Below are 24,993 nucleotides of genomic sequence, written 5' to 3' on the forward strand. Positions count from 1 at the left end.
AAAATAAAAGCTAGCTAGCTTGAGCGTGTGGCTGTACATGATATCAGAAAAGAGTGTGCAAGCGACGTCTTTTGCTTCTCCAATGGTAAAGTTCTGAGCATATCCACATGCTGGCCTTTACATTTACACTGCTTATAAACAGATTTAAGTAACTGATTTTTTATAGATTTATAGAATTAAATCATTAAAAATTATGTCTTTTAATTTTATTAATTAATACAATATTTTTTTCATGAATAAACACCATCTATTTCTGATTTATGAACTAAACAAGAACCAACATGTTTTTTTTATGTATATAACCATTCTTTTTTCTAGGAATGAGTATTATTGAATAATTTATAAACAATATAAGGATGGATAATAAAAACAGGTGCCATATATAATTTTCCCCAAAAATTATGAATCTTAACTGAAATAATGACATATAATTTATTTATATAATCTTTAGTTTTTATAATACGAATACATAAACAAACATCGAGATGATCCCTTATTGTTAATGTAAGCGTGTCCTTTTGTTTTTCAATAATTGTGAAAAATAGACTTTACTGCCTATGTCCGGCTCTGTTCCTTCCAATTTATTGAATCTATTAATTGGGTTGATTCCGATTCTTTTTCCCAAAAAATCCCTTATTTTAAAAAGCCCTGCCAACCATTTGGGTTGGTGAAAAGTCTTCAATTCATAAGCTTCGTAGACAGTGACATTTTTGCAGACTTCCAGAGACTGGTAGCTTAAATAATCAATCTTTTCGTCTACTAATGTTATGTTACTCAATAAACCATTGAATCCTTCTAAAGAAAGCTTTTGTTTTTTTCATAAGACAATTAATTTTTTATGCTGCTTTTGTTTCAGAAGTTAGTTAAAAAAATATGCTTTTATTTATAATATTTGTATCACAGCTTTAACTGCATAAAAAAAAACCGAACCTTTTTTCCGGTTCGGTTGCAATCATAGGGTTAAAACTTAGGCTAAATCTGCGAACAATGGCGTAGAAAGATAGCGTTCACCATAAGAAGGAATCAATACCACAATTAGTTTATTTTTGTTTTCCGGTCTAGCTGCCAGTTGCAAGCCTGCCCATACCGCTGCACCAGATGAAATTCCCACTAAAATACCTTCTTTGGAAGCCATTGCACGAGCAGTATCAAAACAAACATCATTCGGAACCTGAATAATGCCATCATAAACATGGGTATTGAGGATTTTAGGTACAAAACCGGCACCAATACCCTGTATCGGATGTGGTCCTTTGCAGCCACCAGACAATACGGCAGAAGCTTCGGGTTCTACAGCATATACTTCAACTTCAGGTTTTTTTTCTTTTAAAACTTCGCCTACGCCAGTGATAGTACCACCCGTACCAACACCAGCAACAAAAATATCTACTTTACCATCAGTGTCGTGCCAAATTTCCTGTGCAGTAGTTTCACGATGAATTTCTGGATTTGCCGGATTTTCAAACTGCTGTGGCATAAAATATTTCTGTGGATCTGAATCCACAAAAGCCTGTGCACGTGCAATCGCGCCTGACATGCCTTCTGCTCCGGGTGTCAATACCAGTTCTGCACCGTATGCACGCAATAGCATGCGCCGCTCCTTACTCATGGTTTCCGGCATAGTGATAATTAATTTATATCCACGTGCGGCACATACCATTGCCAGTCCAATACCGGTATTACCACTGGTTGGTTCCACAATCACCGTATCAGAATGAATCTTACCCGCCTTTTCTGCCGCATCAATCATGCTAGCTGCAATTCTGTCCTTGACACTGTTGCCGGGATTAAAAAATTCCAGTTTAACCACCACTTTGCCCGGTAAACCGGCACTCAGACGGTTGAGTTGTACCAGCGGGGTGTTACCAATCAGGTCAGTGATGCTAGAGGCGATATTCATTGTCTATCCTTTGTTATGAGAAACTGCATTGATTATCATCATAGATTAAAACCACTTTCAATCTAAATAATTTATCAGTGGGTTAATACAATTAATATTTATATAGGCGGTGAAAAAGGGAATGTCTGCTGAAATATGATTTTTTCTGATTATTACCTTAGAATGAGGTGATTAATTATAGCAGTAAGCCGCTGAATAATTCATATAATTTCTTAGTTGATGGCTAATTTAAGTAATCCAGCAGCCAAAGCTTAAAGTTTAATTTTTAGCGCCATTTAAAAAAAGGACTACCTTTGCGGTAGTCCTTTTATAGGCCACTGATAAAATGCCGTTATTAAGCATCTACCTTGGCTGCTACATCTACATAATCCTGAATTTCATTAAAGTTCATATAGCGATAAATTTCGATGCCTTTATCATTAATAATGGCAATATTTTCGCGATATTCATCGATGTTCGGGATATGTCCGAGTTTAGAGCAAATTGCCGCCAGCTCTGCTGAGCTCAGATAAACTTGCGTATTCTTACCTAATCGGTTTGGAAAGTTACGAGTCGAAGTGGAAACTACAGTAGAACCTTCACGTGCCTGCGCCTGATTGCCCATACACAAAGAACAGCCTGGCATTTCCATCCGCGCACCTACTCGACCCAAGATACCATAATAGCCTTCATCAGAAAGTTCTTTGGCATCCATTTTGGTCGGAGGAGCCACCCACAGACGTACAGGTAAATCTGTTTTACCGTCTAACAAAGTAGAAGCTGCACGATAATGACCAATATTAGTCATACAAGAGCCAATAAATACTTCATCAATATGTGTACCTGCTACATCAGACAAAGTTTTTACATCATCAGGATCGTTCGGACAGGCTAGAATCGGCTCTTTGATTTCATCCATATTGATATCAATAATGGCAGCGTATTCTGCATCCGCATCGGCTTCGAGTAATTTCGGTTCAGCCAACCATTGTTCCATTTTCTGAATACGGCGTTTCAGCGTACGGGCATCCTGATAGCCATCGGCAATCATATTTTTTAAGAGCACTATATTGGATTTCAAATATTCTTCAATCGGCTCTTTATGCAGTTTCACTGTACAGCCGGCAGCAGACCGTTCCGCAGAAGCATCAGTCAGTTCGAATGCTTGCTCTACTTTCAAATCCGGCAAACCTTCAATTTCCAGAATACGACCAGAGAAAATATTCTTCTTACCTGCTTTAGCTACGGTGAGAAGTCCTTCTTTTATAGCCTGCAAAGGAATGGCATTTACCAAATCTCGCAGGGTGATACCTGGCTGCATTTTACCGGAGAAGCGTACCAATACGGATTCAGGCATATCCAATGGCATCACGCCAGTAGCCGCAGCAAATGCTACCAAACCAGATCCAGCAGGAAAAGAAATACCCAGAGGGAAACGTGTGTGTGAATCACCGCCAGTACCCACCATATCCGGCAACAGCATCCGGTTTAGCCATGAGTGAATAATTCCGTCACCAGGACGCAAAGCTACACCGCCACGAGAAGACATAAATACTGGCAATTCCTTGTGGGTTTTGACATCCACTGGTTTAGGATAGGCTGCGGTATGACAGAAAGATTGCATCACCAAATCAGCACTAAAGCCCAGACAAGCCAGGTCTTTCAGTTCGTCTCGTGTCATCGGGCCGGTAGTATCCTGCGAACCAACAGTAGTCATTCGTGGTTCACAATAGGTACCCGGACGAATACCCTGTCCTTCCGGCAAGCCGCAAGCACGGCCAACCATTTTTTGTGCCAGACTAAATCCAGCTGTGCTCGGTGCAGGAGCCTGTGGTAAACGAAATACTTCAGAATGTCCCAGACTTAATGCGTCACGAGCTTTTGCAGTCAGACCGCGGCCAATTATCAGATTAATGCGGCCACCGGCCTGTACTTCATCTAGAATAACCTGAGATTTGAGCTCAAATTCGGCGACAGTTTCGCCATTTTTGATAATTTTTCCTTCATAAGGCAGAATATCCACTACATCGCCCATGTCGAGTTTGGATACATCTACTTCAATCGGTAACGCACCTGAATCTTCCTGTGTATTAAAGAAAATTGGCGCAATTTTGCCACCTAAACATACTCCACCAAACCGTTTATTCGGTACATACGGAATATCTTGACCGGTATGCCAGATTACAGAATTAGTAGCTGATTTACGTGATGAGCCAGTACCTACAACATCACCAACGTAAGCCACCAGATTACCCTTGGCTTTCAACTCAGCTAATTGTTTAATTGGGCCTACTTCACCTGGTTTATCTGGATGTATGCCTTCACGTGGATTTTTAAGCATAGCCAGTGCATGTAGCGGAATATCTGGCCGGCTCCATGCATCCGGTGCCGGTGACAAATCGTCAGTATTGGTTTCACCAACTACTTTGAATACGGTAACAGTGATTTTTTCCGGTACTTTTTCACGAGAAGTAAACCATTCAGCATTAGCCCATGACTCTATTACTTCTTTTGCATACCGGTTACCGGCTCGCATTTTTTCTTCCACGTCATGGAAAGCATCAAACATCAGCAAAGTATGCTTTAAAGCATTTGCCGCAGTAGCCGCCAACTCTTCATTATCCAGAAACTCAATCAGAGGCTGAACGTTGTAACCACCCAACATGGTACCCAGTAGCTCTACCGCAAACACGGGCGTGATTAATGGACTACTTACGGTTTTCTCCGCAATAGCACCCAGAAAAGATGCTTTGACCTTAGAAGCATCATCTACACCAGGCGGCACTCGATGTGACAGTAAATCAACCAGAAATTTTTCTTCCCCTTTGGGAGGATTTTTTAGTAATTCAACCAACTCTTCTGTTTGCTTCGCTGTTAGCGGCAGAGGCGGAATACCCAGTGCTTCACGTTCAGCGGCGGCTGCGCGGTAGGCTTCTAACATCTTGAACATCCTTAATGTAATGGTTTTTTAAGTTTTTCTTGTAGATTTATTATGCATTACTAATGCAATAATATGAATGATAACCGAAAACAGGGGCGATTGAAACAATTTGTAGTCTGATGTAGTCAATATTAGAAAATGTAAAGATTAAAATAAAAGCAGCCCGTTACAGGCTGCTATACAGTAATAAAAATGAATACCATCATGGTGATTTCACATTGATTACACCATTTTTAATATTTCAAACTTTCTGAAAAATCTTAGAAACGATTTCTCTTCTTACCACTGGCATTTTTGCGCAAGCTTGAGCCCGCCTGACTATACTGGCTGCGACCGGTAGGATTTTGCAAAGCCGGCTGATTTAGTCTGGCCTGCTCATAAATCGGCATAACTTCCGGCAGCATTTTTTTCAGAGAGCTAATGCGTGCATTATTGCTCGGATGGGTAGACAAAAGGCTAGTACCACTATTGTTGCCCAAAACCTTATTCATTTTCTCCCATACTGTTATAGCAGCATTGGGGTTGTAGCCCGCCTGTGCCATTAGCCTCAGACCGCCTGCATCTGCCTGAGATTCCTGATAACGGGAAAAAGGTAAAGTCAAGCCATATTGACTTAGCACATCTTTATACACACCGACATTATCTGCATTGGCACCGGTTTTAGATTGCACCACTGCACTGCCTACTTCCAATGCCACGCTAGTCAAAATTTGCTGACCAGCGGCTTTTTTACTGTGCTCCTGCAATGCATGCGTCATCTCATGCCCAATAATCGCAGCAATTTCATCATCGGTTAAATTCAGACGATCAACAATGCCTGTATACACCACCATTTTTCCTCCTGGCATGGCAAAAGCATTAGCTTCATTGCTACGGATAACATTAAGCTGCCAGTCAAAAGGAACACCAGTAGTATTTGCTTGATTGGCGTATGGTACCAGTCGTTGAAATACATTGCGTACCCTTCTGGCAACAGGTGTGTTGGTTTCAATCACCCCTTCTGCTCTAGCCTTACCTATCATCTGAGTATAGCTTTTGGCCGCACTGCTATTAAGAGTTTGGGTGTCATAGCCCATCACATCAGCCACCTGCGCACATCCACTTACAGCTATAAGCATGGCAGCCAGTGCAATTAGTTTAGATTGCCGTTTGATTGAATACATGATTTATCCACGGTAATACAACTGGTTGAAAAAATATCACTTTTTAATGTCTTACATTGAGTAATAAATGTAAAAAATGGTTTTATTATATGGTGTTTATTTAATTTTAAAACCACTCTTATAGCATGTACGCATAACAATACTTATGCGTATAAAATACAAACAAAGATAAATGGCTCAGATTATCCATCAAAATTAATAATATTCAGCAAATTATTAGTAACATCCGTCTTTGCAACAGAACAAATATAACAAAATGATTAGAGCCAGCTTTTTTATACTTGTGTCGCGGTTTTACACCAATATTTGCACGCGGCACCACAAAGGCTACAATGCTATTGATTACCACAGAGATGATGTAAATTACGTGAAAATCCTTATTTTAGGCTGTGGACAAGTAGGTTCGACCATTGCCAGCAATCTGGCCAGAATGCCCAATAATGATGTCACTATTATTGACGTCAATGAAACTGCTTTACAGAAAATCAATCAGCGACTAGACGTACAAACCATTGTCGGCAACGGCGCGTGGCCGTCTGTCTTGTCTACAGCCGGTGCTCAGGATGCTGACATGATTCTGGCTCTGACCCAAAATGATGAAACCAATATGGCTGCCTGCCGAATTGCTTATGCGCTTTTCAATACGCCAAATCGTATTGCCAGAGTACGCTACAGTGATTTCGTTGAATTTGAAACAGGCAACAATCAATACAAAACCAGTTTAGACTTATTTAACATCACCGAAGCCATTAGCCCTGAACAACTTGTAACCGAACAGATAGTTAATTTGCTACTGCATTCTAGTGCCTTACAAATACTGCGATTTGCCAACGACAAAATCCGTTTACTTGTCATCCGCGCTCAAAATGGTGGTATGCTGATTAATCAACCTATTAGTGCACTGAAACAGCATTTGGAAGAAGGCGTGGATTGCCAAATTTGCGCCATCTACCGCAATAACCGTTTGCTGGTTCCCACTGGCAGCACTATCCTGCAGGAAGGTGATGAAGTTTTTGTTTTAACGCCAACTGCTTATTTGGAAAACATTATGCGCGAACTACGTCCAGTTACCAAGCGGACACGTCGCATTATGATTGCCGGTGGTGGCAATATTGGCTACCGCGTGGCTAAACAGCTGGAAGCTAGATTAGATATTAAAATTATCGAACGCAAACAAAATCGTGCAGAATGGCTTGCTGAAAACCTCAACAATTCGCTGGTTCTGGTAGGAAATGCTTCGGATGAAAGCCTACTGGAAAACGAATATATTGATGAAATCGATGTATTTTGTGCACTGACCAACGATGATGAAAATAATATCATGTCGGCCATGTTGGCAAAAAACCTCGGTGCCAAACGCGTGATGGCCATTATCAATCGTTCCAGTTACGTGGATTTATTGCAGGGCAGTGCTATCGATATTGTAATTTCACCGCATCTGATTACTATTGGTTCTATTCTGACTCATGTACATTTGGGCGATATCATGGCAGTGTATCCATTACGCCGCGGCTCGGCAGAAGCCATTGAAGTTGTATTGCACGGTGACCGCCATACTTCTAAACTTATCGGCCGCACCATGTCTCAATTACGTTTGCCCGCGGGGTGTTATTTTGGCGCAGTAGTACGTAATGAAAATATCACTATGTACCATCAGGATACAGTATTAGAAGATGGAGACCATGTAATCTTTTTCGTGGCTCGGCGCAAAGCGGTGCAGGATCTAGAAAAAATGATTCAGGTTAAACTGGGCTTTTTTGCATAGGCAGCATGTTATGAGCCATTTCAGCAACCGCTTTACTGTGCATCATAAGGCATCAGGTTTTGTCAACAAAATTGCGCCCACTGCTCATATTGTGGCCAAAACCGGTTTTTTATTTTCATTATTGCTACTGGCACCGACAGTAGTCTCTTTACTGTACATGGATCATGTGTTTTCAGCATTTGCAGTTACGGCTGCTATTAGCATGAGTGTGTGTGCGCTGACTTGGCTGCTGACGATGCGTTATAACCGTGAACTGCGCCCGCGTGATGGCTATACATTGGTTTTTATGCTATGGATTGGTTTTGCCCTGATCGCCTGCCTACCCTTTTATATTTATTTGCCCGGACTGGGTTTTACTAATGCCTATTTTGAAGCCATTTCCGGTCTCACCACCACCGGTGCCACCATCATCACCAGTCTGGATACACTTGCCCCGTCACTGAATTTCTGGCGTCATATGCTCAACTGGCTGGGCGGTATGGGGATTATTGTGCTGGCCGTAGCCGTCATGCCGATGCTAGGCGTAGGCGGAACTCAATTATTTAAAGCAGAAATACCGGGTGTAAACAAAGACAGCAAAATGGCACCACGTATTTCAGAAACGGCCAAACGCTTATGGAGCGTGTATGTATTGTTTACATTCGTTACTCTGCTGGCTTTACGTCTGGCCGGCATGAGCTGGTTTGATGCGGTTTGTCACGCCATGTCTGCTTTTTCCCTTGGTGGTTTCTCTACACACGACAACAGCATTTCCTATTTTAATTCTGTACCGATTGAAATTATTCTTAGCATTGCCACCATACTAGGTGCTATTAATTTCACTAATCATTTTAATGCACTACAAAAAAAATCATTACGTTATTACTGGCGTGATGAAGAAGTACGTGTACTATTATTTGTTTTGTTGTTCAGCATCATTGGCATCAGCTTGTATTTGTGGTGGCATAGTTTTTATTCGCTGGGTGAAGCATTTCGATATACGGCTTTCAATTTAATATCCATCGGGCTGGCAAATGGTTATTCCGATACCGATTTTGCCAAATGGCCATTAATCGCCTCCTTATGGATGTTTTTTCTGGCCAACATACTTTCTAACGGCGGATCAGCCGGCGGTGGTATTAAAACAGTGCGTGCGCTTGTACTCTTTAAATTCAGTTTGCGCGAAATGCTGCTGATGCTGCATCCCAATGCAGTAAGTATGGTTAAAATTAACGGCAGCCATATTCCCGACCGGCGAGCTTTAACAGTGATGGCCTTTGTGTTTGTGTACGTAATCACCATTATATTATTCAGCTTTGCCTTGATGATGAGTGGAATGGATTTTCTGTCTGCCCTGACAGCCGCAATCAGCTGTATCACCAATGCAGGCCCTGGGCTGGGTACTGTGGGTCCAGCCAATAATTTTGCTTTTCTTTCAGACCTTCAGAAGTGGTTATGCATCATCATCATGCTGCTCGGACGTCTGGAAATATTTACCGTCTTTATCTTGTTTACCCCTGCTTACTGGAAAAAATAAAATACAACTTGAGAAAATTTGAAGGAAAAAAATTGATTAAACACTTAAAGATGCTGAAAGCAAAACTGACTAACCAACAGCATCTCATTTCCGGCACTTTGCTGCTCCTTACCGCATGCAGCAATCAGCACGAAGTCGCACTTCAGCCCATCAACAAAAACAGTGGTCAAGCCATCCTGCCTGGCACGCAAGCCACTGAAGCACCGGACAAAGTCATCAGCAGTTTTCAGCAATATCAAAATGCACTTAAAGCAGCCAAAAATGGCGATGACATTTTACCGGCTCAGTTTCTGGCTCATCAGCCTGACAGTGCCATGAGCAATAGCATACGCAATAGTTGGTTACAGCAGTTAGGTAAACGTGGCAACTGGACAGTATTCCGCCAGCAATATGATTTTCTGGATAAAAATTTCCGCGATCTGGAAACACGGTGCTATGCCGAACAAGCAGGCATAGATAATGACAATGAGTTATTAGCCAGTTTGAGCATGGAATCCGGCAATCTTCCATTAGGATGCAATCGCTGGCTTGAACAGGCTGCTGCACGTCAACAAATTAGTGCCCAAAATGGGTGGCGACGTGTACGCAACCTGTTGGCACTGAATCAAATTACTAATGCACGTAATTTAGCTCAAGCTTTAGGCAGTCCCTTACCAGATCCGTTGGGCAGCAGCACCGGTGGAAGTCAGGGCGCACAAGAAGCTTTACTGTATCAAGTTATCAATAAGGATAATCGTAACAAAGACAGTGCCGCTAGCACCCTAGAGCAACTATCTGCCAGTCTCACCAAAGAACAAATTGGCTTCGGCTGGGCGCAATTGGGCTTGGCTCAAGCAAACAATCTCAATTCTGCTAAAGCTCTGAATTATTTTGACCGAGCCACCCCATCACAGATGAATAACGAAATGTGGGAATGGTATGCTCGCTCAGCACTGCGTCTGCAGCGCTGGCAAAAACTTAATAGCATCATCCTCAGCATGCCAACAGCGCTACAGCAGCAAGTTACGTGGCAATATTGGCTGGCTCGCAGTTACCACTCATTGGGGCAAAATAGTCAGGCGAACGCCATATTCCAAAAAACAGCTCAACGCGGACATAATTTTTATGCGTTGCTAGCTAAAGAAGCTTTGGGCAGCAAAGCCAACACCAGCAGCACTGTGGGCAAAAGCAGCCAGCAAGTTCAGAACAGAATAGCAGCGGACGGTAATATCCACCGTGCGCTGACATTATTTAAAACCGCACAAGCAGAAAATAACTGGCCAATGCGCCGACTGGCTCAGCAAGAATGGCGTTATGCTACACGTAACTTCAACGACGACACCCAAATCGCAGCTGCCACCCTTGCAGAAAACAATGGTTTTTATGAAATGGGAATTTACAGTGCAGATAAAGCGGATAACCTCCTCAACTACGAATTGCGTTATCCGGCGCCATTTAAAGAGCTCGCCGTACCATTTGCTCAAGAAGCCGGTATAGACCCTGCGTGGGTATATGGCTTAATCCGCCAAGAAAGCCGCTTTATGATCGGCGCCCGCTCCAACGTTGGTGCAGCCGGCCTGATGCAAGTGATGCCGGCTACAGCCCGTGACATCGCCAGCCGGCTAGGTATGGATAGTAATGAGCTGTATACCATGCGCGGCAATATCCGTATGGGAACTTGGTATATGGGCAATGTACGCAAACAGTTTGGCGATGAAGTGCTCACCACCACCGGCTACAATGCCGGACCTAGCCGCGCTCGCCGATGGCAGGCAAATACACCTCTGGAAGGGGCCATTTATGCCGAAACTATTCCATTTGACGAAACCCGTACCTACGTCAAAAATGTTATGGCCAATACCACTTATTATGCCAACCTTTTTGGCGAACAGCGTACCACGCTGACAGAACGTATGGGTACCGTACCGGCACGGTAACCTGCTGGCACTTACCAGCCTTGCCAGCCTTAACCCGTACTTACTCTCCGCTACCTACAAATAATGCATAATTATCATGTAAATTACTCAACCCTTGGGAAAGCAAATTATGTTGTTAGACCGCAAACGCTCCGCCGTATTAATGATTGATTTACAGACACGCTTGCTGCCAGCCATCAGCAACACCGATGAACTACTAAACAGCAATGTATGGCTGGCCGAATTGGCAAATGATATGGCCATTCCAACCATCATAAGCGAACACTGTGTCGATAAAATTGGCTCTACCCGTGAAGAAATCATTACCGCTGCGCCGCAGGCTAAAATTGTACAAAAACAAAGCTTTTCCGTATATTCTGCTGGTGTACTTACAGCTGATAATCTGCAAAATGCAAGCCAGATTGTCATATCCGGTATAGAAGCACATATCTGTGTATTACAAACAGCTCTGGACCTACGTTCGCAAGGATATGAAGTATTTGTTGTAGCCGATGCCGTAGGTTCTCGCCGTCAACGTGATCTGGAGCTGGGTCTGTCTCGCATGCAGTCTAATGGATGCAATATAGTTAGCCGAGAAATGATAGCATTTGAATGGCTAGGTTCAGCCAATAATCCACAATTTCGAGAAATTCACAAAAAATTCATTCGTTAATTTAATCTGAGTCCTCACATTACCACTGCACCCTTAATAAAAAATGGGTGCAGTTTTATTTTCATCCTCAGCACAATATTACAAAATAAAAAGCCGAATCCGTATCACCCCAGATTCAGCTTCATTTAAAGGATAATATATCCATCTCAATTTCTGAATAAACCAGCGTTAGCCTTTAACCTTCCCCATTAGTATCACTCCGGATAATCAAGAGCGGCAAATTAGTTTCACGCATCACTGTTTCAGCAAAACTACCCATAAGCAAATGCATTAGACCACTGCGGCCATGTGTACCTAAAATAATTAGATCACTACTTTTTTCGTCAGCATAATCCACCAGCATCTGAGCCATTTCCTTTGCTCCTTTATTAGCTATCAGCAAATGGCGGTGTACTCTGTCCTGCGGCAATTGTTTCAAAGCCTTATTTACCGCATCGTCCAGAACAGTATTCCCTTCAGACAATGCAGCCGCTTCGTAACTTTCATGCTGCAGAAACTCAGGTGCCAGCGCCATATATTCAGTCGGATTGGCCACATTTACCACTGTTAATTCTGCTTCTTCACTTTTAGCCAGTCCAATAGCATGCTCCAGAGCATTTTCTGAAGTATGGCTGCCATCCACCGCCACAAGTAAATGTTTGTACATGAAACTCTCCTTATCGTTTTTGCAATTCGAATCATCAGGCAGATACAGTATAATACCACTACCTGCTAAAAACGGCTTTTTGGATTTTACTACGTGTCGCAGATGTTCCATTCCTCAGTAAATTATCAGCGCCGCTTCGGTGGTATTGCACGATTATACGGCAAAGACTCCTTACAACGATTCGCCTCTGCACATATATGCATTGTTGGTCTCGGTGGCGTTGGCTCATGGGCTGCAGAAGCATTGGCACGCAGTGGTATCGGCTCTCTTACACTGATTGATTTGGACAACGTAGCTGAATCCAACATCAACCGACAGCTACCGGCTTTAATCAGCCTGATTGGCAAGCCAAAAGTAGAAGCACTGGCCGAACGCATTGCCGACATTAATCCCGATTGTCAGATTAACTGCATCGAAGATTTCGTCGAGGTTGACAATATTAGCCAGATATTCAAACAACCCTTTGATTTTGTTATTGATGCTATTGATCAGGTGCGTGTCAAGGCAGCCATGGCTACTTACTTTATCGCACAGCACCAACCATTTATTGTTTCCGGCGGCGCCGGCGGACAGAAAAATGCCGCCCTAATTCAAAGTGCTGATTTAAGCCGTGTAACTAATGACCGCATGCTGGCCAGTATGCGTTACACCTTGCGCAAACGGCATGGTTTCAGTCGCCAGCCGGCAAACAAGATGCACATACCCTGCATTTATTCGAGCGAAAATATTACTCCGCCACAAGCAGGTAGCTGCCAGACAGAATCAAGCGCTCCACAGGGTCTTTCCTGCGCTGGATATGGTGCTTCCATGGTGGTCACAGCCAGTTTCGGCCTGCGTTGCGCACAGGCGTGTCTTGATCATCTATGCAGACATACCTGAGCTCAAGCATGAATACCGTTAACCCAGCAGAACACACTGTTGCCATTTTATTCGGACAAGCTGTCACTGAAATTCCTCAGGATTTGTTTATCCCACCCGATGCATTACAAGTAGTTTTACAAAGCTTCGAGGGACCGCTGGATTTATTGTTATATTTGATCCGAAAACAAAATATCGACGTTCTCGATATTCCAATGCTCACCATAACCGAACAGTATCTCTCATACATTCAGCAGATGGAGCAGCATGAGCTGGATTTAACGGCTGAATATCTGCTAATGGCAGCAGTACTGATTGAAATCAAAACTCGCCTGCTCCTTCCTGCTCCACCGGCCGCGGAAGAAGAAGTTGCTGACCCGCGCGCAGAACTGGTTCGCCGCCTGCTTGCTTATGAACAGATGAAACTGGCCGCAGCCGGACTCGATGCCTTACCTCGTGCTGGACGAGATTTCGGCTGGGCATGGCTACCAGTAGAACTCATTGCCGTCACTCAGCCACCTCAGGTACAGGTGGCTGATTTAACCCGCGCATGGTTAGCGATTCTGGCGCGTTCACAGCACAATCGCAGCCATAATGTAATTAAAGAAACCCTGTCAGTACGTGCCCAGATGAGCATGGTTTTGCGACACCTGCAAACTCGGCAGCAATGTTATTTCACCGAACTTTTCTGCCGTAATGATAGTTTGGCTTTGGTCGTTACCACATTCATTGCACTGCTGGAGCTCGCAAAAGAAGGTTTGGTGTACATTACTCAGCAACAAACAGATGATCCGATATCAATTAGAGCTGCCAGTAATGAATCTACTGACAATTAAGCGCCACATCAGAGACCAGTCACATAGTGACAAGTTTATTGAAAAACCCTAATATAAATAAATTTATATATCTGGATAAAGTCATGGCTGTCAACCCTACTATATTTAATACCGCTTTTAATACTTGTCTGGATTTACCTCATTGCCGTTGGCTAAAAATTTATGGTGAATGCACATCCGATGAACCTGTCATCTCTGTTGACTGGAGAGATGAACTGCTGGAAAACAAAGAAAGTGGCAATATCCATGGTGGTGTTATTACGACGCTAGTAGATATGGCTTCAGCCTGTACTCTTGCCTCCCAGTTCGAACGGTTTGAATCTATAGCAACACTAGATATGCGAATCGATTACCTGAAACAACCTGTATCCGGACAAGCTATTCACGCACGTGCACATTGTTACAAAACCGAAGGACAGATCGCCTATATACGCAGCCATTGCTATCAAAAAGATGAAACCCAACCCTTTGCGCTGGGCATGGCTACCTTTGTTCACAGACTAATATCCCTTTCAGAGCTACAGGTAACAGTGAAACAGCTCAAAAATGAGCGATCCGAATTAAAGAGAGCCACAATTAATCATGACGCAGAATTGAAAAGAAGAGCTTATGAGTTGATGCCCTACAGCAAAGCCATTAATCTAAAAATCGGTACAGATAGCGAAAATAGACGCATATATTGTCTACCTTTTTCTCAAGACCATATAGGTGATTTTATACAGATGGCATTACATGGCGGCCTAATTGGTGGTTTTTTACAAAGCTGTATAAATTTACATGTGATGGAAGAGTTAAATCTTTCTTCACCAGCCCGAATTATTGACTATTCAACTGATTATTTACTGAGTGGCAGGCCAGAGGACAGTTATGCCCGATGTGAGATCATTCATGCAGGTAAGCACATTTCACAGGTCACCGCAACCATGTGGCAAAGCCGAATTGAAAAGCCTATAGCTTTTGCTCGGGCACAGATACAAATGCCTGTAGTTGAATAAAGAAAATCAATTGTTTGTCCATTTCAGAAATTCAGTTATTCAATTTCTGTAACAGCAATATTTTAGTGAGTTGACCCAGCGTTATGGCTATTGATACCAACCGCCCGCCGATTATCCAGTCCTTACTGGACACAGACCTGTATAAATTCACCATGCTTCAGGTAGTCCTGCACCAGTTTCCACAAGCTACTGGGGTTTATGAATTTCGCTGTCGCAATAACCATGAAACCGCTTACCCGCTTGGAGATATTCTGGAAGAGCTTGACTGGGAATTAGATCGTCTATGCCAGATGAAATTCAACGAAGATGAATTACTATATCTGCGAAGCCTACGCTTCATCAAAAGCGATTTTGTCGACTACATGGAGCTGTTTCAGTTAAAACGTCGGTTTATCAGTACCAGTATCGATAACAATCATTATCTTAATATCCGCATAGAAGGCCCGATCATACAGGCCATGTTTTTTGAGATATTTGTTTTGTCGATAGTCAATGAACTTTACTTCCGTCGTCTAGAAACTCCTGAAATAATTGCTGAAGGAAAACGTCGATTAAAAAATAAAGCTGAGCTGATACACCAATATGCTAATGAACAGCAACAATATAGCTCACCTTTTATTGTTTCCGATTTTGGTACCCGCCGACGCTATCGTTATACATGGCAGAAACATGTCGTAAAAACCCTTCGCGAAGCCGCTCCCAACGTATTTCGCGGTACCAGCAATGTTCACATAGCCAAAGAATTTGGCCTAATACCTATCGGCACCATGGCACATGAATTCCTTCAGGCCTTTCAGGCGCTGGATGTACGTTTACGTGATTTCCAAAAAGCGGCTCTCGAAGCATGGGTACATGAATATCGCGGCGATTTAGGTATCGCTTTAACTGATGTAGTCGGAATGGATGCTTTCCTGCGCGATTTCGACCTATACTTTGCAAAGCTGTTTGATGGACTGCGCCATGACAGCGGCGATCCGTATATCTGGGGTGAAAAAGCCTACAACCATTATCGGAAACTACGCATTGACACTCGTACCAAAATGTTAACATTCAGTGATGGGCTCGACTTACAGCGGGCATGGGATCTATACGTCCATTTTAACAAACGCTTTAAAACCAGCTTCGGTATTGGTACTAACTTCACCTGTGACATGGGATTGACACCATTAAACATCGTATTAAAACTGGTAGAATGCAATGGCCAGTCTGTAGCCAAAATTTCTGATTCACCTGGCAAAACCATGTCTGATAACAGCACATTTCTGGCTTATTTGCGCCAAGTATTCGATATACCAGATATCAACAAATATTAAACAAAATAAAGCCAGTGTATTATTTATAATAGCAACTCAGATAGAAAAGTTACTTTTTTACCGGCTTTAAATCATTTAAAAAACACACCTATATAGGACACACCAAAAATGAACAGAAATAACGATGCCAGCACCAACAGCATGCGACTGGACAAATGGCTATGGGCAGCACGTTTTTTTAAAACCCGAGCTCTGGCTCAGAAACACATCGAGCTCGGACGCGTTTTGGTAAACGGAGCCAAAGTGAAAAACAGCAAAAATATTCAGGTAGGTGACAGTATAGACCTGACGCTTAACTCATTGCCCTATAAAATTGAGGTTCAACAACTCAATCACATGCGCCGACCCGCCTCTGAAGCACGTTTACTCTACAATGAAGACGAAAGCGTCGCCACCAAACGTGCAGAACTCAAAGCCCTCAAACAGGCCAGCCAGATAAGTGCTGCTTATCCCGATGGTCGGCCAACCAAACGAGATCGCAGAGCGCTGGATAAGGTAAAAAGACACTGGGAAGACTGAATATAAATTCAACAGCAGCTCGGATAAAGCAAGTACCCTACTCATCTTACATAGTAAGCATATAATTATTAGGCTTAATGTGGGTATTCCTAACAAAATTACTCTTTTTAAGCGCCTTAGCTACCATTTCTTTATTGAATGGAACATGCAACACCGGCACCTGTGATTTTAACTTTTTAAAAAGCGGTAACTTATTCCAGAAATAGTGAACCTTAAAGTTCATATTATTTTTACCACTAACCAGCATATCTTTCTTTTCGCGTATTTCTGTATAAATCACAATTACCGGTAGCCTCAAACGCCCGATTCCATATTCAAGTTCCTCTTTCAAACTGCGTGACTGAAAAGTATCCTCACTTAATATTAAAATAATATTATCTGCACGGTTTAAACGCTCTTTAATACGTGGCTTTAACACCCCTTCCCAATCGCTACCGTCGCGTACATCATATTTTTTAGCATGAATATCATCAAACAGAAATTGCTCATCCTGAGTTTTCCACGTTTTCAGCTGATTATAAAAAAAATAGTCTCTTTGTATTAACGCCCCCGCCGCATACTCATTAAATGGTTCATCAACATAAAAAATACTGTAATTACTGGGCATAACATTTCTCCTCAATTATTATCCAGACCATCACCACACATCGCTAAATATTACAGTAAATATAAACAAAATCCCACTTAAAAAACTTTAAAATACAAACACATATAATCAAATGTAATAATTAAGATAAAAAAACCGCATCCCAGAGGATGCGGTTGATACTTACTTCTAATATTTATTTAATAGAAGAAGCAGCCTCATGCATAGCTTCAGACAAAGTCGGATGGGCATGAACAATACGGGTAATATCCTCACTAGAGGCTTTAAAGTCCATAGCCATTACTGCTTCGGCAATCAGCTCAGAAGCCACCGGCCCAATGATATGCGCACCCAGCACACGATCAGTTTCCGCATCGGCTAGAATCTTAACAAAACCTTTTGCCTGCCCCATACCCAGCGCACGACCATTTGCAGCAAAACTAGACTGACCTTTTTTATACTTCACGCCAGCAGCTTTCAACTGCTCCTCAGTCTGACCAACCCAAGCGATTTCCGGATGAGTATACATCACAGCAGGAATGGTATTCATATCTACAAACGGTTTCTGACCAGCAATACGTTCAGCCACTGCCACACCCTCAGCAGACGCTTTATGAGCCAGCATCGGGCCTCGTACTACGTCGCCAATCGCCCAAACATTAGGCAGATTAGTACGGCATTCATCGTCCACTACAATAAAACCACGTTCGTCTTTTTGCAGGCCAACACCCTCAGCATTCAAACCATTGGTATTTGGAATACGGCCAATCGCAATAATTAACTTATCAAAAGACTCGGTTTTTTCTTCACCGCCAACAGTATATTTAACCGTCACACTGTTTTCAGCTTTAACAATTTCATTCACCGTTACACCCAGATGAATGTTCAGACCCTGCTCTTTAGTGAAAACCTTAAATGCTTCTTTTGCCACCTGCTGGTCAGCAGCAGCTAAGAAAGTAGGCATTGCTTCCAGAATAGTTACTTCTGAGCCTAGACGATTCCATACAGAACCCATTTCCAGACCAATCACACCAGAACCAATCATACCCAGCTTAGTTGGTACAGCTTCAAGATTCAGCGCACCTTCATTATCCAATACATTAATATTATCAATTTCAGTAATTGGCAGCGGGCGCGGTACAGATCCAGTAGCAACAATCACATGCTTAGCTGTAACCTGCTGTTTGTTACCATTGGCATCTACTTCAATCTGCCATAAACCATCAGCCTGACCAACCAAAGAACCTTTACCAAAAATACTTTCAACTTTGTCTTTTTTGAACAGAAAACCAATACCATTTGTCAGCTTACTAACAATAGCATCTTTACGTTCAATCATTTTTTTTGCATCAAAGCCCTTAACCTGAACATCAATCCCATGTTCAGCAAATTCAGATTGCGCGGCATGGTAATTCTCACTGGTCTGCAGCAAGGCTTTAGAAGGAATGCAACCTACATTTAGACAAGTACCACCCAGAGCCGGACCATCCCCTTTTTTATTTAAACCAGCATCAATACAGGCAGTTTTAAAACCCAGCTCAGCCGCACGAATGGCTGCAACATAACCCCCGGGACCAGCACCGATTACCACAACGTCAAATTGAGACATTAAAATTCCTTTCAATCATGAATATTTCTGACTGATAAAATAAAACCGCAATGTGGCACAAACGCCATTTGATTCGGTGTGGCCAGCATTACGGTTTATCTTCATCAAGCTGCCATAATTTGAGAATACGGCAGCCAGCAAATCAAATTACAGTTCCAGCAACAAGCGAGCAGGATCTTCCAGCGCATCCTTAATAGCTACCAGTGTCAACACAGCTTCACGGCCATCAATCAGACGATGGTCATAAGACAGAGCCAGATACATCATCGGACGTACCACTACCTGACCATTTTCTACTACTGCACGTTCTTTGGTTGCATGCATGCCCAAAATAGCAGACTGAGGTGGATTAATAATCGGTGTAGACATCATAGAACCGAATGTTCCACCATTGGTAATACTGAATGTACCGCCAGTCAGGTCTTCCAGAGCCAGCTTACCGTCTTTAGCTTTAACTGCATAATCATGAATGGCCTGCTCAATGTCAGCAATGCTCATCTGATCTGCATCACGCAAAATAGGCACAACTAAACCACGAGGACTGCCAATAGCAATACCAATATCAAAATAGCCATGATAAACAACATCAGTGCCATCAATAGAAGCATTAACCACAGGGTATTTCTTCAACGCAGCCACTGCAGCTTTAACAAAGAAAGACATAAAGCCCAGTTTAATACCATATTCTTTCTGGAACTGTTCTTTATAACGGTTACGCAAATCCATAACCGGCTTCATATTCACTTCGTTAAATGTAGTCAGAATCGCATTTTCATGCTGAGACTGCAGCAAACGTTCAGCAACTCGTGAACGCAGACGAGACATCGGTACGCGCTGTTCTACACGCTCACCGGCAGCCACAGGTGTAGCAGCTTTAGTAGTAGCCATGGTCGGAGCAGCAGCCAATGCAGAGGCTGCAGCAGCAACGTCTTCTTTTAATACACGACCATCACGACCAGAACCTTGGATCGTAGCAGTATTCACACCTTTTTCCGCAGCCAGCTTAGCAGCTGCAGGCATAGCTACACCAGCCTGAGACTGATTTGCCGGAGCAGCAGGAGCAGAAGTTGCAGCAGCAGGGGCAGATTCCGCAGGGGCAGCAGCGGCTGCTGGCGCAGATGCTTCAGCAGTAGCTGAAGTATCAATTTTGGCCAGTAACTGACCAGCAGTCACAGTAGCACCATCTGCTTCAATAATTTCGACCAACTTACCTGCTTGCTGAGCAGGAAGCTCCAACACAACTTTATCCGTTTCCAGATCCATCAGGTTCTCATCACGCTGTACGAATTCACCCACTTTTTTATTCCAGGTCATCAGGGTGGCTTCAGTCACACTTTCCGGAAGCATGGGAACGGTTACATCAATAATCATGGATTACTCCTAAAAAAGGGCCAAAGGCCACCACACAGGTGGCCGGTTATTCATTACAGATTCGGATTATTTCAATTCCAGAGCATCATCAACCAATTGTTTCAGCTGAGCAACATGTTTGCTCATATAGCCCACAGCTGGAGAGGCGCTGGCAGGACGGCCGGCAAAAATAACTTTCTGCTTGCTGTTGGCAATCGCTTCAATGCGGTGACGGATCTGGAACCATGCACCCTGATTTTTCGGTTCTTCCTGAGCCCACAGAATTTCAGTAGCATTCGGGTAGCGGCTTAGTTCAGCAGCCAGTTGCTCGTAAGGGAAAGGATACAACTGTTCAACACGCACAATCGCGATATCCTTGCCTAAATCACGTTCCATACGTGCTTTATTGATATCGTAGTACACCTGACCGGCACACAGAATCACACGCTTAACAGTATTTTCATTGCCCTCAACCTGATCACCGATTACCGGTCGGAAAGAATGGCCTTCAGTGAAATCACTGAGCGGACTCATAGACTCATTGAAACGCAACAGACGTTTGGACATGAAAATAACAAGAGGTTTACGATACGGACGTAATACCTGACGACGCAACACATGGAACATCTGCGAAGCTTCAGACGGCATTACCACCTGAATATTTTCTTCAGAACACAATTGCAGCCAGCGTTCCAGACGACCAGAAGAGTGCTCAGGACCTTGTCCATCATAACCGTGCGGTAAAATCACCGTTAGACCACACAGACGACCCCATTTGGTTTCACCTGAAGTGATAAATTGGTCAATGGCAACCTGTGCACCATTGGCAAAATCACCAAACTGACCTTCCCAGATAACTAAACGATCTGGAGCACTGCAAGCAAAACCATATTCATAAGCCAATACAGCTTCTTCATTCAGAATGGAATCAATTACCAAGAAAGAAGCCTGATTATCACTCAAATTACGCAATGGTACGTAAGCACCAGCATCACTTTTTTCCCGTTTCTGATCATGCAGCACAGCATGGCGATGTGAGAAAGTTCCGCGACCGGAATCCTCACCAGAAATACGTACACCATTACCATTGGTTACTAAGCTTGCATAAGCAAGTGTTTCAGCCATACCCCAATCAACAGGTTGAGTACCCTCTGCCATAGCAACACGGTTAGCCAACATTCTTTTAACAGTATTATGTGGCGTAAAGCCCTCAGGCAGCGCAGTAAATTTAGCAGTAAGACGTTTAATATCAGCCTCAGGAATACCGGTTTCTACCGGATGATTCCAGTGAGTACCAATATATGGTGTCCAGTCTACAGCATGCTTGTGGTTGTAATCAGTCAGCGTGGTCTGTTCTACATGCTCACCTTTATCCAGCGCATCACGATAAGCCTGAATCATTCCATCAGCTGCTTCTTTGCTAATCACATTTTCATTTACCAGACGGTCTGAATACAATGCACGGGTACCCGGATGCTGATGAATCTTGTTGTACATCATAGGCTGCGTGAGCATCGGGTCATCACCCTCGTTATGGCCCAGTTTGCGGAAGCAAACGATATCCACAACAACATCTTTGCCGAAAGACTTACGATAATCCATCGCCAGTCCCATTACATAGCTCACTGCTTCAGGATCATCACCGTTTACATGGAAAATCGGCGCATCAACCATTTTAGCCAAATCAGTGCAGTACACGGTAGAACGGGTATCGCGTAAATCAGAAGTCGTAAAACCAATCTGATTATTAATCACAATATGAATCGTGCCACCGGTGGTATAACCACGGGTTTGAGACAGGTTGAAATTAGCCTGATTCACACCCAGACCAATGAACGCAGAATCACCATGAATCAATACCGGTAATACTGCTTTACGACCTGATTCCCCACGGCGTTTCTGACGTGCACGTACAGCACCTTCCACAACCGGATTCACAATTTCCAGATGAGATGGATTGAATGCCAGAGAAACATGCAGCGGACCATTACCAGTAGCCAAGTCAGATGTGAAGCCCATATGGTATTTCACGTCACCACTTGGTAGCGTCGTAGTATATTTACCTTCAAACTCGCTAAACAAATCGCGAGGTTCTTTGCCTAGGATGTTAACCAGCACGTTCAAACGGCCACGGTGTGCCATACCAATCATGACTTCTTCTACACCCTGACTGCCACAATGCTGCATCAGATAATCCAGCGCAACAATAGTACTTTCTCCACCTTCCAGAGAAAAACGTTTTTGACCCACATAGCGAGTATGCAGGTAGCGCTCTAGGGTTTCAGCAGCAGTAAGCTGCTTCAGAATACGGCGTTTGTGTTCAGGAGTATAACTACCGGCAGATAAATCTTTTTCTACACGATCTTGCACCCAGTTACGCTCATCTGGACGAGTAATGTGCATAAATTCCACACCAACCGTACCACAATATGTCTGATCCAGTTTATTTATAATTTCAGACAAAGGCAGCTGCTGGCTGCGGGAAAAATCACTGCCAGTATAGAATTTAGTAGACATATCAGCAGCAGTCAGACCGTACTGTGCCGGATCCAGCTCAGCCAGATATTCTTTTGGACGCCGTTTCAACGGATCCAGATTAGCATTACGGCTGCCCAGAATACGATAAGCATTCATCAGATTTAAAACTGATACTTGCTTTTGCAACATATTTAAATCAACACTGCCCTGTGCAGCACCATGCTGTTTGGACAGATTTACAAACGACTCTTGAATCGGTAATTGCGGTATATCTTTGGCAACATAGCCCGGCAAAGCAGCCACTTTGTCAAAATAATCTTTCCAGTATTCATCAACTGAATCTCTATCTTTCAGGTAGCTCTCGTATAACTCCTCTATATAAGGAGCATTGGCACCGTATAAATAAGAAAGACTGGTTTTTTCTTCCATCATGGTAAAAACCCTTTTTTACCTTAAACTATAAAACAGGAATATAACTATCCCCTACCAATATTCAACTCGAGAATCGAATGCCGATTCCAGATTACCGCATATCAACATACCGATTCCAGATCACCACGCAAACACATGGGGATGAAGCATTAGTATGTTTCAGGCAGCTAAAAAGCTGCCTGAATGCACCATCTAAATTTAGCGTTTATCTACAGGTAGATAATCGCGACGGCCGGCTCCAGTATATAACTGCCTTGGACGGCCGATTTTCTGATGTGGGTCAGCAATCATTTCATGCCAATGTGAAACCCAGCCTACTGTTCGCGCAAGAGCAAACAAAACAGTAAACATCGTTGTAGGAATGCCCAATGCACTCAGAACAATACCAGAGTAAAAGTCTACATTTGGATAAAGCTTGCGTTCAATGAAATAAGGGTCTTCCAATGCGATTTTTTCCAAAGCCATTGCCAGCTTGAATTTAGGACTATCGTGTAAACCCAGCTCATTAAGCACTTCATCACAAGTCTGTTTCATGATTTTGGCTCGAGGATCCATGTTTTTATAAACACGGTGGCCAAAACCCATCAGACGATAACGTTTTTCTTTAACTCCCTGCATAAATTCTTCAACGCGGGATACATCACCAATCTCATCCAGCATTTTCAGTACAGCCTCATTGGCACCGCCATGAGCCGGACCCCACAAACAAGCAATACCTGCTGCAATACAGGCAAAGGGATTGGCTCCGGAAGAACCGGCCAGACGTACAGTAGAAGTGGAAGCATTCTGCTCATGATCAGCATGCAGAATAAAAATCCGGTCCAAAGCACGCTCTAGCACAGGATTAACCACATAATCCTCAGTTGGCTTGGCAAACATCATATGCATGAAATTGCCAGTATAAGACAGACTGTTACGCGGATAATTGAAAGGTAAACCTTTTGAATAGCGATAGCACATGGCCGCAAGTGTCGGAACCTTGGCAATCATACGGTATTCAGCGATCCGACGATGCTCAGGATTACTGATATCCAGACTATCCTGATAAAACGCCGCCAATGCACCTACAACCCCCACCATCATTGACATAGGATGAGCATCACGACGAAAACCACGGAAGAACCAAGTTAATTGCTCATGAACCATGTTATGACGCAAAACACCCAGTTCAAATTTCTGTTTTTCGACTGCATTAGGTAATTCACCATAGATAAGCAAATAACAGGTTTCCAAATAATCACTCTGTTCTGCCAGTTGCTCAATGGGATATCCCCGATAATATAACTGCCCCTTTTCACCATCAATGAAGGTGATTTTCGATTCACAGGATGCGGTTGAAGTAAAACCTGGATCAAACATAAACATGTTGGTAGTACCATACAGTTTACGAATATCAACCACATCTGGTCCCAGCGTACCAGATAACACTGGCATTTCAAAAGGCTCTTGCCCCTCGACGTTGAGTATAGCGTTCTTGGTCATCCCTAACTCCTTAATTTTCAATTTTTCTATTTAAATAATCTAAACTTAAATACATTA

General features: G+C 43.1%; 19 protein-coding genes. 9 read left to right on the top strand and 10 right to left on the bottom strand.

From position 1 onward, the window contains the following. Positions 1-314: 314 nt before the first annotated feature. From ACQP6D_RS05440 to ACQP6D_RS05455, 4 genes are all read right to left on the bottom strand, one after another. A complete protein-coding gene (locus ACQP6D_RS05440; protein WP_427857754.1) occupies positions 315-533 on the bottom strand; it encodes a DUF2867 domain-containing protein in 219 nt (72 codons plus the stop codon). 434 nt (positions 534-967) lie between these two features. Then, positions 968-1,900, bottom strand: coding sequence for a cysteine synthase A (gene cysK, locus ACQP6D_RS05445; protein WP_100141505.1), 933 nt, complete (start codon positions 1,898-1,900; stop codon positions 968-970). Between the two features lie 334 nt (positions 1,901-2,234). Beyond that, a complete protein-coding gene (gene acnB, locus ACQP6D_RS05450; RefSeq protein ID WP_100152092.1) occupies positions 2,235-4,820 on the bottom strand; it encodes a bifunctional aconitate hydratase 2/2-methylisocitrate dehydratase in 2,586 nt (861 codons plus the stop codon). 260 nt (positions 4,821-5,080) lie between these two features. Then, complete coding sequence (locus tag ACQP6D_RS05455) at positions 5,081-5,983, bottom strand: M48 family metallopeptidase (protein ID WP_427857647.1); 903 nt, start codon at positions 5,981-5,983, stop codon at positions 5,081-5,083. A 367-nt stretch (positions 5,984-6,350) separates the two neighbouring features. Here ACQP6D_RS05455 and trkA point away from each other — a divergent pair, with 367 nt between their 5' ends. The 4 genes from trkA to ACQP6D_RS05475 all read left to right on the top strand — a co-directional run bounded on the left by trkA (position 6,351) and on the right by ACQP6D_RS05475 (position 11,832). Next, positions 6,351-7,748: a Trk system potassium transporter TrkA gene (gene trkA, locus ACQP6D_RS05460; protein ID WP_267389990.1), complete on the top strand. Its 1,398-nt coding sequence runs from the start codon at positions 6,351-6,353 to the stop codon at positions 7,746-7,748. Between the two features lie 10 nt (positions 7,749-7,758). Continuing rightward, positions 7,759-9,264 (top strand): TrkH family potassium uptake protein, encoded by a 1,506-nt coding sequence (locus tag ACQP6D_RS05465; protein ID WP_100152094.1) that lies wholly within the window; start codon positions 7,759-7,761, stop codon positions 9,262-9,264. Between the two features lie 32 nt (positions 9,265-9,296). After that, positions 9,297-11,180, top strand: coding sequence for a transglycosylase SLT domain-containing protein (locus ACQP6D_RS05470; protein WP_427857648.1), 1,884 nt, complete (start codon positions 9,297-9,299; stop codon positions 11,178-11,180). A 109-nt stretch (positions 11,181-11,289) separates the two neighbouring features. Then, complete coding sequence (locus tag ACQP6D_RS05475) at positions 11,290-11,832, top strand: isochorismatase family protein (protein WP_267389988.1); 543 nt, start codon at positions 11,290-11,292, stop codon at positions 11,830-11,832. Positions 11,833-12,007: 175 nt separating this feature from the next. Here the strand turns inward: ACQP6D_RS05475 and ACQP6D_RS05480 are convergent, their stop codons facing one another. Next, the gene (locus ACQP6D_RS05480) at positions 12,008-12,478 is read right to left on the bottom strand and encodes a universal stress protein (protein WP_100141511.1); all 471 of its coding nucleotides are present in this window, start codon (positions 12,476-12,478) and stop codon (positions 12,008-12,010) included. 102 nt (positions 12,479-12,580) lie between these two features. Here ACQP6D_RS05480 and ACQP6D_RS05485 point away from each other — a divergent pair, with 102 nt between their 5' ends. From ACQP6D_RS05485 to ACQP6D_RS05505, 5 genes are all read left to right on the top strand, one after another. Beyond that, positions 12,581-13,357, top strand: a complete 777-nt coding sequence (locus ACQP6D_RS05485; protein ID WP_427857755.1) for a tRNA threonylcarbamoyladenosine dehydratase — start codon at positions 12,581-12,583, stop codon at positions 13,355-13,357. Between the two features lie 8 nt (positions 13,358-13,365). Continuing rightward, positions 13,366-14,172, top strand: coding sequence for a segregation and condensation protein A (locus ACQP6D_RS05490; protein ID WP_427857649.1), 807 nt, complete (start codon positions 13,366-13,368; stop codon positions 14,170-14,172). Between the two features lie 83 nt (positions 14,173-14,255). Next, positions 14,256-15,167, top strand: a complete 912-nt coding sequence (locus tag ACQP6D_RS05495) for a PaaI family thioesterase (RefSeq protein ID WP_427857650.1) — start codon at positions 14,256-14,258, stop codon at positions 15,165-15,167. Between the two features lie 83 nt (positions 15,168-15,250). After that, complete coding sequence (gene pncB, locus ACQP6D_RS05500; protein WP_427857651.1) at positions 15,251-16,480, top strand: nicotinate phosphoribosyltransferase; 1,230 nt, start codon at positions 15,251-15,253, stop codon at positions 16,478-16,480. A 108-nt stretch (positions 16,481-16,588) separates the two neighbouring features. Next, positions 16,589-16,999 (top strand): RNA-binding S4 domain-containing protein, encoded by a 411-nt coding sequence (locus ACQP6D_RS05505; protein ID WP_267403326.1) that lies wholly within the window; start codon positions 16,589-16,591, stop codon positions 16,997-16,999. 46 nt (positions 17,000-17,045) lie between these two features. Here ACQP6D_RS05505 and ACQP6D_RS05510 read toward each other — a convergent pair whose 3' ends face one another. The 5 genes from ACQP6D_RS05510 to gltA all read right to left on the bottom strand — a co-directional run bounded on the left by ACQP6D_RS05510 (position 17,046) and on the right by gltA (position 24,936). Continuing rightward, positions 17,046-17,606, bottom strand: coding sequence for a TIR domain-containing protein (locus ACQP6D_RS05510; protein ID WP_267389982.1), 561 nt, complete (start codon positions 17,604-17,606; stop codon positions 17,046-17,048). Between the two features lie 175 nt (positions 17,607-17,781). Continuing rightward, positions 17,782-19,194 carry a dihydrolipoyl dehydrogenase gene (gene lpdA, locus ACQP6D_RS05515; RefSeq protein WP_100141517.1) on the bottom strand — a complete coding sequence of 471 codons (1,413 nt, stop codon included), beginning with the start codon at positions 19,192-19,194 and terminating at the stop codon, positions 17,782-17,784. 147 nt (positions 19,195-19,341) lie between these two features. Then, a complete protein-coding gene (gene odhB / locus ACQP6D_RS05520; protein WP_427857652.1) occupies positions 19,342-20,565 on the bottom strand; it encodes a 2-oxoglutarate dehydrogenase complex dihydrolipoyllysine-residue succinyltransferase in 1,224 nt (407 codons plus the stop codon). Positions 20,566-20,631: 66 nt separating this feature from the next. Next, positions 20,632-23,454, bottom strand: coding sequence for a 2-oxoglutarate dehydrogenase E1 component (locus ACQP6D_RS05525; RefSeq protein WP_427857653.1), 2,823 nt, complete (start codon positions 23,452-23,454; stop codon positions 20,632-20,634). Between the two features lie 198 nt (positions 23,455-23,652). Next, positions 23,653-24,936 carry a citrate synthase gene (gene gltA, locus ACQP6D_RS05530; RefSeq protein ID WP_100141520.1) on the bottom strand — a complete coding sequence of 428 codons (1,284 nt, stop codon included), beginning with the start codon at positions 24,934-24,936 and terminating at the stop codon, positions 23,653-23,655. Between the last annotated feature and the right edge of the window lie 57 nt (positions 24,937-24,993).

The organism is Snodgrassella sp. CS2, assembly GCF_050310315.1.
GTDB lineage: Bacteria > Pseudomonadota > Gammaproteobacteria > Burkholderiales > Neisseriaceae > Snodgrassella > Snodgrassella alvi_E.